The organism is Sphingobacterium multivorum, from assembly GCF_900457465.1.
Lineage (GTDB): Bacteria > Bacteroidota > Bacteroidia > Sphingobacteriales > Sphingobacteriaceae > Sphingobacterium > Sphingobacterium multivorum.
In genome coordinates, this window is sequence record NZ_UAUU01000011.1 from 223,755 (window position 1) to 238,332 (window position 14,578).

Consider the following 14,578-nt stretch of genomic DNA (forward strand, 5'->3'; position numbering starts at 1 on the left):
GATAAAATCACATCGAATTGACACACCAGGAAAAGTCGAGCCAGATTAGGAGGGAAATAAATCTTTCCTACCAGCAGCTTAAAGGAATGTACCCCACCTTAAAAAGTCAGAACAGTATCGGAATGGCTCTATTCGCACTGGCGATCCTGGCAATTGTCGTTGTATCGATAGCTTGGTTTCGCGCTGTGGTTCCAACTTGGCTTATGATTGTTAGTAATGCGTTTTTTATGGGCGTGTTGCATGAAATAGAGCATGATCTGATTCATTGGCTTTATTTTAAAAGACAAAAGGCAATTCATCATTTTATGCTTTTTAGTGTATGGATATTACGTCCATTGACGGTAAATCCTTGGATACGCAGGACCTTGCATCATCATCATCATAAGTTTTCGGGTACATTACATGATGTTGAGGAACGCAGTGTTACGAATGGCGAGCAGTGGTCGATCAAACGTCTGTTAACAACTCCCGATGTTGTGTTGGGTGGGCTCTTTCGACTGCATCGCATGTTTAACGATATGGATAACGAGGTGAAAAATGGAAATCTAAAGTTGGAGACTTCTTCAAAACTAAAACGGATTATGTTTTTGAGCATTGTTCCAGTGACGATTTTTGCACATGTGATTTTATATTTCTTTTTTGCAGACCTGTTATTTGGTTGGTTAAGTGAGGTTTTTGAGTTAGATTTGAGTTTTCCACACTATGTTAATAACATGTTGATAAGTCTGCATGGGATCATTTATGTTATTCTATTGCCAAACTTATTACGTCAGTTTTGTTTGCATTTTATTACATCAAACATGCATTATTTTGGTGATGTTGAAGCTGGAAATGTTATTGAGCAGACGCAAGTATTGACAGTTTGGTGGACTTTTCCGATGCAATTGTTTTGTTTCTTTTTCGGTTGGACACATAGCATCCATCATTTTGTCGTCAATGAGACATTTTACGTACGTCATATTGGGCGCAAGAAGGCACAAGAAATTTTGCGCAAGTATGGGGTTCGTTTTAATGATTTGGGAACGTTTAGAAGGGCAAACCGTTTTCGTGAACTGTCCAACAAAGAAGTTTAGTCCTTTTTATTTACCTTTTTTTACGATAGGTTTTATAGTTACCATGCTGCTGATAGACGAGGGCTCCCTCTTCACAATAGTTGGTTAGATAAACAGAGAATTTGTTGCTTTGGCTCTTGTCAATACCCAATTGGACCAACACTTCCGAAACACGTCGTGCTGCGTGGAAAAAATCCGAATGATAGACGAGGTCATCCAGTTTTTTGCTTAGCGTGATTCTTTCCTGCGCATCAGGAGGTAGGGAATAGGGCGAATTAAAAACAATATCATGCTGAAAAAATACCGTCGGTTGGATTTCCAGGCTGCGGCATAAAGTTAAAAAGTTTGTGAGCGTTAAGTCTTTTCCCTTTTCTATACCATTGAGTGTTCCTGTTGAAATGCCTGTTAGATGGGATAGATCCCGTAGTGAATAATAAAGATCATTTCGTTTCGCGCGAAAGCGTAAACCAATTGTTTCCAGTAATGCTTTGTCTTCATCCGTCATACAACGAATTGAATGACAATTTGCGCAAAATATAGTTCATTATTTTGTTTAAAAATTTGTATTTATTATTTTTTCTTTTATATTTGTTATAACAGATGATTTAATCGGTACTGAGATTTGTTTAGTAAATAGACCCTACGTCACCGTCCTGTGTAAACCAATATAAAAAGTTATTATCTAGTAGCACACAGGCGAATGAAAAACGAAATTATTTAAGTAGATATCGTCGATTTACCTGGCTTCGGTTTCCAAGAATCCGTCAAGTTCCACCGGAGCCGTGGTAAATTGTCGAGTACGTCGGCACAATGACCGAAATTTTGGTCAGATTCTACCAGATTGTGTATGACGACACAAGTCGACTTGCCCGGCTTCGGTTTCCAAGAATCCGTCAAGTTCCGCCGGAGCTGTGGTGAGTTGCATGGTTGCGGCTATTCGCCTGTTATTGTCCACTCATAAAATAATAAATCAAATAAAACACAATCAACACACATACTGCAATAATAAGTGTACGTTTGAGATTTCGACCGGCAGGTTCATCATCTTTTTCCTCAACGGCAACATCAGGTAATTTCTCTTCCTGTTTTTGATCGCTATGTTCGGGGGTTTCATATTTATTTTCCATCACTCAACTTGTTTGTTATTGTAAATAGAACAGTTGCAAATTGTAAATCGTTGAGTTGGGTATATTTTTATTCCTATAAAAAAGTATGTTATGGAGCGCTGAGCACGCGACGTGAATAAATAAAACGGTAAAGCATTGTGTTTTTTCGAGTATTTGCATACATTGCGGCTATAATTAACGCGACAAACCTAAACAACCTGTAAACCTGCGTTTACAAATAATTTTGCGTTAAACGAAGTCTGTAATAAATAATTGAGCACTAAATGAAAAGAAGAACTCTTATCGGAACATTGGTAGCTGGATGTATGATGTTGGCTGTTAGTCCAACATTTGCACAACAGAAAGCTGCAAAAAAGGAAATTGGTCTACAGTTATATTCTGTACGTGAAGAAATCGGTAAAAACGCCAATTTCGACCAGATTCTGCAAAAGATCTCAGCATTGGGTTATACAGGAGTGGAAGCTGCTGGATACAAAGATGGTAAATTATATAACTTGAGCCCACAAGAGTTTAAGGCAAAAGTTGAAAAAGCTGGAATGAAGGTGATTTCATCACATGCAACGAAAACGCTATCAGAGAAAGAGTTAAGCTCTGGAGATTTTACAGAATCCCTAAAATGGTGGGACGAATGTATTGCTACGCACAAAGCAGCGGGAATGAAATACATCGTCACGCCTTGGATGGATGTACCTAAAACACTTAAGGATCTGGAAACGCAATGTCGCTACCTGGATGCTGTGGGTGCGAAATGCCGTCAGCAAGGAATCATTTACGGATACCACAACCACTCGCATGAGTTTAGAAAAGTGGAAGATAAAGTGATGTACGATTATATGTTAGAGCATACAAATCCTGAACATGTATTCTTCGAGATGGACGTCTATTGGGCGGTCATGGGGCAAGTTAGTCCGGTTGATTACTTCAATAAATATGCGGGCAGATTCAAGGCTTTGCACATTAAGGACCACCGCGAAATTGGCCAAAGTGGTATGGTCGGTTTCGATGCAATTTTTAACAATTCAAAAGTTGCTGGCCTGCAATATATTTTTGTTGAGCTGGAAGAAACACGTAACGATATTTATACCGGTTTACAACAAAGTATCGATTATCTGAAAAAAGCATCTTTTGTAAAGGCTAGCTACTTAAAATAGCCAAAAATCGGGAGAAAATTGACCCAGTTGAGACAATTCTCCGTTTGATAGATTTATTATTTTTCGTTAACTTGAATGTAATAAAAAGGGATTTTTTATTGAATTAAATTAGACCATATGAAACGGATTATTGTTGCCACAGACTATGCTGAAGAGGCCGAACATGCCTTAAAGTTTATTATGGAAGTTTTTGCAGGAAAAGAATACGAGCTCGTTTTATTTTCTCTTCAAAATCCTTCCATTCATGCAATGAACGCTCGACTTTCTCCCGATTCTATGTTCAAGATTTTTGAACATCAAAGTAAGGTTTTACGACGTAAAGCCGAGGCGATTACGGCCGAAAGTGGTGTTTTGACTATTCCTTATCTTGCGGCAGGTTTGTTTTATGACCAGATTACAAAATGCATCCAGGAGACGAATGCGGATTTGTTGGTGATGGGAATGGCCAAACGTTCCTTTGATCAGGACATGCTGGGGAATACCACCACGGCAGCAATCAGTAAGTTAAAAATACCTATCCTTTCCGTTCCGCTGGGCGCAAAATTTACGGGTCTGGAGCATATTCTTTTTGCCTGTGATATTGTTCGTGGTGTACAAAAGGAAATTCTTGAAAAAGTCAAGGATTTTGCCGCTGAATTTGGTGCGGTACTGGAGGTTCTCAATATTCGAAAAACTGTTGAGCAGCTGAATGAGGAAAAAGGAAAAGAAACACGTGAAACCATCAACGATGTGATGGGAATCGTAAGTTATTACTACAAAAATGTAACCTCCAATGAGGTTGTAAAAGCGATCCGGGACGAAGTAAAAGAGAGCAGTACGGATCTGCTGGTCATGATCCCCTATAAGTACGGTTTTTGGAGCTCATTGACCCACCGAAGTAAAACACGGATGATGGCATCGGGTCTGGATGTTCCTTTACTGACCATCTCGATCTAATTTTTTTTATTATAAAAGCCCAGGTGAACTGAGATCAGCTGGGCTTTATCTTGATTGTACTTATTGAAATAGGGGGAGTATCCTATCCCAAATTTGCTGGTAGGCTTTATTGTCCCGGACGATCCCCTTATCTTCATCATAATAATTAGGTGCATCAAAGCTCCCGCCTTTACGCCTCTCTACTGAAAATATATTTAAAACTATTTTTGCTCTTTTAGCTTGTAAAGGGCTGATCAGGAAGTTGAAAATTAATTTTTCTCCTTCTTTATTGCTTAGGAGATTATTGTTTTCGAGATACGTACTAGTTTGAATAAATCCCGAAGGCCGATCGAGCTGTGCAATAAAATAACCGCCATCCTGAAGCACTTGAATTATCTTGCTGTATGCTGAATCACTTGTGATCGGGATAGTTTTGGTGCGCTCTGGATTTTGTGCCAACAGGGGGCTGGAAAAGAAGAATACATAAGCAATCAGCATCAAGGAGAATTGGATAAAATGTTTCATATTGCCGAATTAAAGATCTTATCTAATGAATACTGTAATTTAACAATTTTATTTTTGATGACGGGTAATTAGATTGTCACGCTGTTATTTAATTCGTATACCTAATATTTTTAGACTACGTTCTTCCTGATCCAAGGTTGCTATATTGGGTAAGTTGGCCCATTCCTTAAAACCCATCTTTTCAAATAATGCGATACTAGGCAAGTTGTGTGCAAAGATAAATCCCAATAAGGTATGTACGCCTAAACCTGGGGCTTTATCAATGCAGTACTGGAGAATCTGTTTACCCAGGCCCCGGCCGCGTTGCTGTTCGTCCAAATAGATACTAATTTCTACTGTTGCATCATAAGCTGGACGACCATAGAAAGATTGAAAACTTACCCAGCCAATTACCTGGTTATTTACATCTTCTATCATCCACAGGGGTCTTTTTGAAGGGTTGTGTTCGTCAAACCATTTTTGTCTACTGGCAACAGATACTGGGGCAGTGTCTGCAGTAACCATGCGAGAGGCTATTGTAGAATTGTATATTTCTACGATGCGTGGTAAATCTTGTTGCGTGGCGTCACGAAATTTTAATTGATTCATGGTTTGTACTATTTATTTGTTTTGTTTGATTCTAATGTCCAAGCTAAAAAGCCATTCATAACCTCGTTCCAATGGGGCTTGTTGTAGTCGGGCCGACCATCGTTCTGAACCTCAAAATAATTGTGTTCCTGATTATAATAGCGTTTTATGGTCAGATTGCTTTTCTGATTTCTTATAAAATAAATTTTCAGTAAAAATACACTAAAGATTAATAACAGGCAAAACGATTGTAAATAAAGGCTTTACAATCGTTTTTTGATTTTTCCGGACTGTTGGCATCTTTATAAAACGCATAGGTTTGTTCAATTTTTTGAGCGGCTTGTTGCCAAGTAATTTTTCCTTTTTGCACATCGCGTTTTGCCTGCCGTATATCTTGATCTATTCGTCCGAATATATTAGTTCCTGATAGGCCCAGTTTGCTTATTTTTTTATACCTATTTGCTAGTTTGGCCGCTACATGCCCACCTTGGGAATGTCCAAATACGACTAATTGTGAATTATCGACCCCAGGTTGTCGGCTAAGATAATCCAAAACGGTAGCGGAACGGTTTACATAGTTATCTAGATAGTCTGCTTTTTGATAAGCTATACTCGGGGTATTTTTATCTTTTGAGTCACCATAATACCAATAAGAGTCATTAAGCTGAGATTCATCGACGATAACAGGAGTTTCTGGCATGGAAATAACGACGAGATGGTACGACTTAATAATATCCTGGTAGTTGAAGTTGGTTAATCCTCCCCCAAAAAGGCTTAAACCTTCTTTTTATAATTAAAGTATAGCGGTAAGGGTAACGATCCCTGACAAAACAGAAATAAGGGTTTCTTACAATGTGGGTCAGGATCAATGACTAAAAAATCAATTTTGCCGTTTGGGTTTTCAAGTTCAAAAAGGGTGGATTCATTATTGACGACGCTGATATTCTGTCCGAAGATAGCTTGTGTTGCGAAGAACAAGCAGATAAAAAGAATGAATTTCATGTAGATCGGCTGTATAGTAAATTTGTTTTTGTCAAACTTAGATAAATTGCTTTTTATATGCAATACAATACAGATCATAAAGGTAACAATTCGAGCATGTAAGACATTTCTTTTGTGCGGTGACTGGCTTATACGTTGTCGTTTATAAGGGCCACTGCGGTAAATTGCACGATTTCTGTGTTTTGTGAATAAAATTTACACTAATTTGAACAAATATTTCACTATATAGTGTTATTTTTTTCTCATCTTAGATTATTCAAAGATTTCTCATTAGTGTTATTATTTTAACTGATAATAGCTTGATTTATACCATTTGATTGGTCTGTTATTGTTTATTAATAACTATAGTGTTATTTTAGATCATAGTATTTTAACAATTATGAGCCACCATCCGGTCAAAGAAGTCACTCCATTAAGAGAAACAGAATGCTTCACTGTGTTTCATCGCATTAAAGATAAATTTGATTTTCCATATCATTACCATGAGGAGTACGAATTAAATATGATTTTGAATGCTTCCGGTGCTCAGCGAGTTGTCGGAGACAGGATTGAAGAAATTGGAGATTGTGAGCTCGTTTTGACAGGCCCTAATTTGCCACATGGCTGGTTCAATCATAATTGTAGATCAAAGAATATTGTTGAAGTGACAGTGCAATGGAATAAAGATCTATTTAGCGATCAATTTTTAAATAAAAATCAACTGAATTTTATTAAAAGAATGTTGCAAATAAGCAGCTTTGGTATAAAATTCTCGAAAAGCACTATTCAATCAATCGCACCCGAGATATTGAATTTGCATAAAACGGTGGGGTTTGATTCAGTGATAAAATTAATGCTAATTTTGAGGGATTTATCGGTAAGCAAAGACACTGAACTACTGGTTGAGGGAGATATGCTTTTGGACAAATCACTGAATTTTCGAAGCCGTCGTTTAGATGTCGCATTTGATTATATGAATAAAAACTTCAGCAAATTGATCTCCCTTAATGACATCGCCGAACTGGTCAATATGTCCGAAGTTTCTTTCTCCCGGTTTATAAAAAAACGTACAGGAAAAACATTTATTGACAATCTCAATGAAATAAGACTTGGCCACGCTACCAGAATGTTAATAGAGACGAGCAATACAGTCGCTGAGATTTGTTACCTATGTGGTTTTAATAATATTTCCAACTTTAACCGGGCATTCAAACGTAAAAAAAACTGTACCCCATCTGCCTATAGACTCAACTTCAGTGGCAGCCGTGTTTTCATTTAAGAGTTAAAATAATATATATAGTATTTTGTGGTTTTGATTGTAAGATGGGGTATATTCTAATTTGAGTATAACATTTGGTTAAAATAGTATTGATCTTTAAGTGGGGTATTAGAATATATTTGTCTAATACTTGAGGCTAACCAATTAAGAAAGGGATATACAGTACGTATGCTTAATAGAAGTTACCCATAGTAAGCAATTTATAAATCTAAATGTTATATATTATGAGAAGAAGTTTATTGACGACTTATACTCTTTTTTGCAGTGCGCTATTTGCCGTTCAATTAAGTGTTGCTCAGAGTCGATTAGTTTCCGGAACCGTTCGGGACAATCAGGGTCAGCCTTTAGCTGGAGTAACAGTAAAGTTTGGAAATCAGGTAGTCACCACAAATGAAAAAGGGAATTATCAGATTTCTGTGCCAGGCGGAACAGGAGTTTTGACCTTCACTTCGCTCGGACTCAAGACCGAGAACGTCCAATTAAATAATCAAACAGTTGTAAATGCAGTTTTGGCAACCGCCACAGTCGATCTCGAGGATGTGGTTGTTATCGGTTACGGCGGAGTCAAAAAGAGTGATCTTACAGGCGCTGTGGCCACACTCAAAGGTGGGGACCTTAACAAGACTCCGGCTTCATCAGTGGATCAATTATTGCAAGGAAAGATCCCTGGAGTCCAAGTAGCAATTTCAAGCGGTAAGCCTGGAGCTGGTGCTACAGTACGTATCCGTGGTAATAGCTCTCTCAATGGATCCAATGCGCCACTTGTTGTTGTTGATGGATTTCCCTGGGGGGATGCAGGAGATCTAAAACAGATAAATCCTGAAGATATTGAATCCATCGAAGTACTTAAGGACGCCTCATCAGCAGCAATATATGGTTCGCGTGGAGCCAATGGGGTTATTATGGTTACCACCAAAAAAGCAAGAGCCGGTAAACCAAGAATATCTTTAAACACTTTAAATTCTATTTCGACACTAGCTGTCAAACCTGATCTTTGGCGTGATGGCATCGAAGAAGCTGTTTATGCAAATGAGGCGGCATTAAATGGGGGGACTCCTTTAAGTCAGTTACCTTATTTAGGCGAAGTTAGGAGTGGGGTTTACTTTCCGTCTATAGCTGAATTGCGCGGATTGGACCCCAATAAACCACAGTGGACCACCAATACCGACTGGGCAGATTTAGTCTATCGAAACCCTTTTTCCCAAAACTATACGCTTGGTGTAGATGGAGGTTCAGATAATACAAAATACTCCATGTCGGGTAATTATTATAAGGAAGAGGGACTCGCGATAAAAAATGCGTATGACAAATATACCGGCAGATTAAATTTAGACCAGAAATTAACTGAGGCTATCTCCGCTGGTACAAATGTGATATTGACACATACGAACAATCAAGGGCAAAATTTGAGTGCCGGCCGTACGCGTATATTCCCTGTTTATGACAAAAATGGAAACTATTTTCGTACATCGGCTACGGATTTTGGTAATCCGATAGCGATCGCTAATGAAGTGCTCAACAAGTCAAAGACTATAGACGTCTTGGCTACAGTATTTGCTAATATAAAATTTACTGATTGGCTTCAGTTTAGGACACAGTTAAGTACTAAGTTTGGTAATTCTGTTGGTGATATCTACGAGCCAGCCACGGTGACATTTCGAGGTTATGAAAATACAGGTTATGGCTCTATTAGCAACTATAACAATAATGAGCTAGTCAATGAAAACTATCTCACCATCAACAAGACATTTAACGATATACATCGCTTCAATATTGTAGGAGGTTTCTCTTTACAGACATCAACAACCAGAACGAGTAATTTGATAGGGATGAATTTTGTCAACGATAACCTTCAAAATGAAAATCTCAACAGTGCAAAGACAAAGACACTCAGTAATGGACTCTCTTCATCTACATTGAATTCTTGGTTTGGACGGGTAAATTATGCTTTAGCAGATAAGTATCTTTTTACCCTGACCGGTCGCGCAGATGGCTCTACTAAATTTGGGGACAATAATAAGTGGGCCTTTTTCCCGTCAGCAGCATTCGCCTGGAAATTAAGTGAAGAAGAATTCATTAAACACCTGGGCGCATTTTCCGAGCTGAAATTTAGAGCAAGTTATGGATTGACAGGTAATCAGGGGATATCTCCTTATCAAACCATGGACCGCTATGGCGCTGAGCGCTATTTTGTAGGATCACAAGGTGGTTTTATGACGGGCTTTGGTCCGGGTTTAGCCGGAGCCAATAATGAGCAGGGGCTTACCGTCGTTGGTGGCTTAGGAAACAAAAGCCTAAAGTGGGAGACGACAACATCTTTCGATATTGGTTTGGATATCGGGTTTATGAATCAGCGCTTTACCCTGACGGTAGATTATTACGACAAGCAGACAAAAGATTTACTTCGTACGCGTACGATTTCACCATCCTCAGGCTTTGATCAACAATGGGTAAACGATGGTGAAATAAGTAACCGTGGTTTCGAATTGGGACTCAATGCTAAAGTAATTCAAACCGACGGTTTACAGTGGTCTGTTGGTGGCAATTTCGCTCTCAACCGTAACAAAGTGGTTAGAATGGGCGAGAGTGACCGTGTTGTCACAGGATCATTGATTGAAATGGTACGTCAGAATGTCAACCATTTTATCGTTGGCCAACCAATGTATACGTTCTATGGTTATCGTGCAAATGGAATAATTCAAACATTGGAGGAAGGGATAGGTGCCGGACTTACCGGGCGGGAGGCATTACCAGGTGAGATTAAATACGTCGATATCAGCGGCCCTAAGGGCGAGTCTGATGGAACCATAGATCCTACATATGACCGTACAGTAATTGGCGACCCTACACCTAAATTCATTTATAGCTTTAATACCAGCGCATCGTACAAGCGTTTCGACCTGAGCGCACAGTTTTACGGCGTATATGGCAATGATATTTTCGACCTTCAAAAGATGACACCGAGCAGGCAAGTGCAGCGCTGGACGCCTGATAACCCAAGTCAGTTATACCCTAGAGCCAATAATACGCGTGGTTATAAAGCTTCGGATTTTTTCGTTGAAGACGGTTCCTTTCTTAGACTGCAGAATGTTACTATTGGCTACAATTTTAAGCCGGGCCTGATTGCTGGCATCAGCACATTAAGGTTGTTTGCCTCCGGCAATAACTTACTGACTTTTACCAAATTTAACAGGGGCTTTGATCCCGAGATGGGATTGGATGGAATCAACTGGGGTAATTACCCACGACCTCGAACTTATTCCCTTGGATTATCCGTTGGATTTTAAATTAAACAGACATGAAAATCAATAAACTTTTTATACCTATTTGTCTTTCAGGACTAATCAGTAGCACTTTTATTTCCTGTTCTAAATTAACAGAAGAGCCTTATGGAATAGTCAACTCAAAGTCTTTTTACAAGACGGGACAAGATGCGCTTTCAGGCTTGATCTATGCCTACGCTATTTTACCCGAAGTCGGATACTATACTAGGGGGTTTTATATTATCACTGAATTGCCGACCGAAAACCTGACTGCAAAAGCAGATGCAGGGCAGTCAAATTTTGAACTGGATCAATTACGGACTACCTCGACAAATTCAGATCTCGATAATTTATGGACATATCTTTATCGTGGTATTTCACGGGCCAATGCTGTTATCGCCAATGTTCCTAACGTACCGAATATGGACGAAGCTGACCGCAATCAAATTATCGGCGAGGCCTATTTTTTGCGTGCGCTCCACAATTTTAACTTGGTACGTCTATTTGGTGAAGTTCCACTGCGCTTAGAACCTCTTGTTGAGGCTGAGCAGATCCCCGTAGCCAAGTCAAGTATCCAGCAGGTATATGATGTTATCATCGCTGATCTAAAAAAAGGCGAACAATTAATGTCAATTTCTAAAAATTTTGAGGGAAGGGCAAATCGGTGTGCTGCCCAGTCATTACTAGCAAAGGTATACCTCCATATGGCATCTTCAAAAGCTTCAGCCTCGCCAGGGTACGAATTCGTGGCAGATGCCACAAAGCTTTACCTCGAAGCGAGTACATATGCCGCAAAAGTGATCAACGATCAGCAAATTTTTAATTTTACAAGTGTTTTACCTGATATCTGGAATACCGAGATTTATAAAAAAGCGGCCGTCTCAGAGCATATCTTTGATGCCGCTGTAGACCGCTCGGGTGAACGCGAGGGTAATTATTCCAAATTACCGAACATGTTTTTGCCTGATCCCGGGTTTGCTATGCGTATTCCATATAATCCAAGCGATCCGGGGACTGCCATGATCAATATTGGTAAAGGATGGAACCACTTTCAGATGGAGGCTGCGCACTACAACAGCTACAATTCCAGTGATAAGAGAAAAACAGATCTTATTGTTTCAGAAGTTGTCAATCCCGACGGCAAAACCATTAAACTTGGTATCGCCGATTTCTCGAGGCCTTTTACCCGAAAGTATATTGATCCACTCCGGGATGCGGATAAAATGAGTACCAATTCGCCAGTGATACGTTATTCAGATATCCTCCTGGTTTATGCGGAGTCTGCAGGGCCTACAGCTGAGGGATATGCTGCGGTGAATAAAATCCGTAGCCGGGCAGGCCTAGGTCCGCTTACAGCCAATCTTTCGGTCGCTGCATTTCGTGAGGCGGTTGTTGAAGAACGTGCGCTTGAGCTTGCATTTGAGGGGAATAGGCTATTTGATTTACGGCGTAATCATCTGATGGAAAAAGTTTTGGTGGAAAAATATGGTAAATCCATCACTTCGGGAGCATATTTTTTTCCAATTCCACAGCGTGAAATTGATACAAACCCATTATTGAAACCATAACTATTTTATTATGAATCTGAAAACATATAAAGCTGGTTTTGCAGCATATTTAATATTGGTTTTTACAATCTTTGGTTGTAAAAAGGATCCCTATAAGGGAGTGGAGAGCAATGAGAAATCCATTGAAAACTTTTCCATGGGGACAGGCTTTACGCAGATAGGAGCAGCAGTTGTAGACAGGGCCGCTGGGACAGTGAAAGTAAAAGTATTGGTGGAGGACAATACTGACTTTTCCAAAGTGAAACCTGTGATCCAACAATCTTATCGCGCTACTGTTTCACCTGCCTCTGGTTCTGAAGTCAATTTTCTTGCCGGCAACTATAAGTATAATTATACCGTGACAGCAGAGACAGGTGAATCTCGTGAATGGGAGGTCATCGTCGAGCCCTTTACCGAAACGATCCTCGGTACCTACGATATTACCGGACTTGTACTTTATGGAGGTACGGGGCCTGAATATGGTGGTGGGGCGGTTTTATCCTTAACGAGTAAACCATGGATATGGCCTGTATCTGATGGTCCTCAAGTGGAATTAGATAATAGCATAACCTTTAAACTGACAGGAGTAACACCGACGGGTAAAACTACGGGTACATTTGTAAATGATGCCGGCGCTGACGGAAAATATGCCAATTTCATTTATACACCAGACCCCAAAACAGATGTCAATAAATTTTATCGTAAAATACCGAAGGGTGAAGGGAAATGGGAGCGAGACTACACAAACGATATCTTGACTCTAATTGCTGCAGATGGAAGCAGCGTAAATTGTAGTTTTCTTGGTCCTGGTACCGAGGATCTTGGCAATAAACAGACTAAAACAATTGTTAACAATGCTTTTGCTTTTTCATTGAACGGTAACGACGACTGGTCTGCAATCTATACAGACTATGATAAGTTTGTGAAAAAGCCCAGAAGATATTGGGTAGAAGTGAAAAAGCGTAATTGATCCAAATCATGAAGAAGTTATTTATGTATGCCGTGTCCATCTTAATAGGTGGAACGGCATGTACCAAGGCTGATCCGGCCACAGATCAAAAGCCCGGAGAGAAACCCTCACAAATCGAACTCCGATTATTTGACAAGCAGGCGACGGCAGAAACTAAAGCGCTCTACTCCCAATTATGGAAGATAAAAGACAAAGGCTTTATGTTTGGCCATCATGATGATCTGATCTACGGCAGAGAATGGAAGGAAGTTGCTGGTAGATCTGACGTTTACGAAATTGTAGGCGACTACCCCGCAGTTTTTAGTGTTGATTTTGCTGAATTGATGGATGACCGCCGTACTAGAGCGACTTTAAACGAGGCCCGTAAAAAGGCTATCCTTGAAGCGCGTTCCCGGGGTGAAGTTATTACCGCTATGTGCCACCTAAACAATCCCTTGACGGGCGGGGATTCATGGGACAATTCATCGAAAACAGTTGTTAAAGAAATTTTGACCGATGGAAGTGCAACAAATTTAAAATTTAAAAGTTGGTTGGATAATCTCGCCACGTTTGCACTTTCATTGAAGGATGGCAATGGCAAATTGATTCCTATTATCTTTAGACCTTTTCATGAACATACCCAAAGCTGGTCCTGGTGGGGAAGTTCTTGTACGACTAGTGAAGAGTTTATAGCGCTTTGGAAGTTTACGTTATCTTATTTGACAGGACCGAAAGGAGTACATAATTTTATTTTTGCGATATCGCCCCAACGGGACAATAATGGACGGAAAGAAGATCTGCTATTCCGCTGGCCGGGGGATGAATTCGTCGATTTTATAGGTATGGACTGTTATCATGGTACAAATACCCAAGCGTTTCTTTCCAATTTAAACGCGTTGCAAGAGCTTTCTTTAGAAAAGAAAAAGCCTGCTGGTGTTACCGAAACAGGAATTGAAGGGATCAGAAATGGTAATGTACCCTATGTCAGTTATTGGACCGAGCAGATCCTCACTCCACTCGTTGGTAAAAAAATCAGTATGGTCGTTATGTGGCGAAATGAATATGATCCATTAAAGCAAGGGATACATTTCTATGGACCATGGAAAGGGCATCCCTCAGCCGATGATTTCAAAACGCTATTTAGGAGCAGTATAAGTTTATTTTCAAAGGACCTCCCCAATATGTATGTATTGGCCGATGGTGTAACAGTTAATTAATCAGG

At 39.8% G+C, this 14,578-nt stretch carries 13 protein-coding genes; 8 read left to right on the forward strand and 5 right to left on the reverse strand.

The window, feature by feature from the left end; translation table 11 throughout:
- The first annotated feature begins 17 nt into the window (after positions 1-17).
- Positions 18-1,073 carry a fatty acid desaturase gene (locus DTA23_RS17890; protein WP_112375555.1) on the forward strand — a complete coding sequence of 352 codons (1,056 nt, stop codon included), beginning with the start codon at positions 18-20 and terminating at the stop codon, positions 1,071-1,073.
- Between the two features lie 10 nt (positions 1,074-1,083).
- On the opposite strand, the gene DTA23_RS17895 is transcribed toward DTA23_RS17890, so the two are convergent.
- Both DTA23_RS17895 and DTA23_RS17900 read right to left on the reverse strand, forming a co-directional pair.
- Positions 1,084-1,557 (reverse strand): helix-turn-helix domain-containing protein, encoded by a 474-nt coding sequence (locus tag DTA23_RS17895; RefSeq protein WP_112375556.1) that lies wholly within the window; start codon positions 1,555-1,557, stop codon positions 1,084-1,086.
- A 439-nt stretch (positions 1,558-1,996) separates the two neighbouring features.
- Positions 1,997-2,179 carry a hypothetical protein gene (locus tag DTA23_RS17900; protein ID WP_070565808.1) on the reverse strand — a complete coding sequence of 61 codons (183 nt, stop codon included), beginning with the start codon at positions 2,177-2,179 and terminating at the stop codon, positions 1,997-1,999.
- Between the two features lie 263 nt (positions 2,180-2,442).
- Here DTA23_RS17900 and DTA23_RS17905 point away from each other — a divergent pair, with 263 nt between their 5' ends.
- Both DTA23_RS17905 and DTA23_RS17910 read left to right on the forward strand, forming a co-directional pair.
- Entirely contained in the window at positions 2,443-3,330 is an 888-nt protein-coding gene (locus DTA23_RS17905) for a sugar phosphate isomerase/epimerase family protein (RefSeq protein ID WP_070565810.1), read from the forward strand.
- Positions 3,331-3,447: 117 nt separating this feature from the next.
- Positions 3,448-4,266 carry a universal stress protein gene (locus DTA23_RS17910; protein ID WP_112375557.1) on the forward strand — a complete coding sequence of 273 codons (819 nt, stop codon included), beginning with the start codon at positions 3,448-3,450 and terminating at the stop codon, positions 4,264-4,266.
- Between the two features lie 60 nt (positions 4,267-4,326).
- Here the strand turns inward: DTA23_RS17910 and DTA23_RS17915 are convergent, their stop codons facing one another.
- The 3 genes from DTA23_RS17915 to DTA23_RS17925 all read right to left on the reverse strand — a co-directional run bounded on the left by DTA23_RS17915 (position 4,327) and on the right by DTA23_RS17925 (position 6,037).
- The gene (locus DTA23_RS17915) at positions 4,327-4,770 is read right to left on the reverse strand and encodes a hypothetical protein (RefSeq protein ID WP_112375558.1); all 444 of its coding nucleotides are present in this window, start codon (positions 4,768-4,770) and stop codon (positions 4,327-4,329) included.
- An 84-nt stretch (positions 4,771-4,854) separates the two neighbouring features.
- Positions 4,855-5,358, reverse strand: coding sequence for a GNAT family N-acetyltransferase (locus DTA23_RS17920; protein ID WP_112375559.1), 504 nt, complete (start codon positions 5,356-5,358; stop codon positions 4,855-4,857).
- Positions 5,359-5,566: 208 nt separating this feature from the next.
- The gene (locus DTA23_RS17925) at positions 5,567-6,037 is read right to left on the reverse strand and encodes an acyl-CoA thioester hydrolase/BAAT C-terminal domain-containing protein (protein ID WP_112375560.1); all 471 of its coding nucleotides are present in this window, start codon (positions 6,035-6,037) and stop codon (positions 5,567-5,569) included.
- A 630-nt stretch (positions 6,038-6,667) separates the two neighbouring features.
- Here DTA23_RS17925 and DTA23_RS17935 point away from each other — a divergent pair.
- From DTA23_RS17935 to DTA23_RS17955, 5 genes are all read left to right on the forward strand, one after another.
- A complete protein-coding gene (locus DTA23_RS17935) occupies positions 6,668-7,597 on the forward strand; it encodes an AraC family transcriptional regulator (protein WP_256604227.1) in 930 nt (309 codons plus the stop codon).
- Positions 7,598-7,821: 224 nt separating this feature from the next.
- Entirely contained in the window at positions 7,822-10,884 is a 3,063-nt protein-coding gene (locus DTA23_RS17940; protein ID WP_172462451.1) for a SusC/RagA family TonB-linked outer membrane protein, read from the forward strand.
- Positions 10,885-10,895: 11 nt separating this feature from the next.
- Positions 10,896-12,428, forward strand: coding sequence for a RagB/SusD family nutrient uptake outer membrane protein (locus tag DTA23_RS17945; protein WP_112375564.1), 1,533 nt, complete (start codon positions 10,896-10,898; stop codon positions 12,426-12,428).
- 10 nt (positions 12,429-12,438) lie between these two features.
- Positions 12,439-13,377 (forward strand): SGBP N-terminal domain-containing protein, encoded by a 939-nt coding sequence (locus DTA23_RS17950; RefSeq protein ID WP_204990840.1) that lies wholly within the window; start codon positions 12,439-12,441, stop codon positions 13,375-13,377.
- Between the two features lie 8 nt (positions 13,378-13,385).
- Positions 13,386-14,573: a glycoside hydrolase family 26 protein gene (locus tag DTA23_RS17955; RefSeq protein WP_112375565.1), complete on the forward strand. Its 1,188-nt coding sequence runs from the start codon at positions 13,386-13,388 to the stop codon at positions 14,571-14,573.
- The last annotated feature ends 5 nt before the right edge of the window (positions 14,574-14,578 follow it).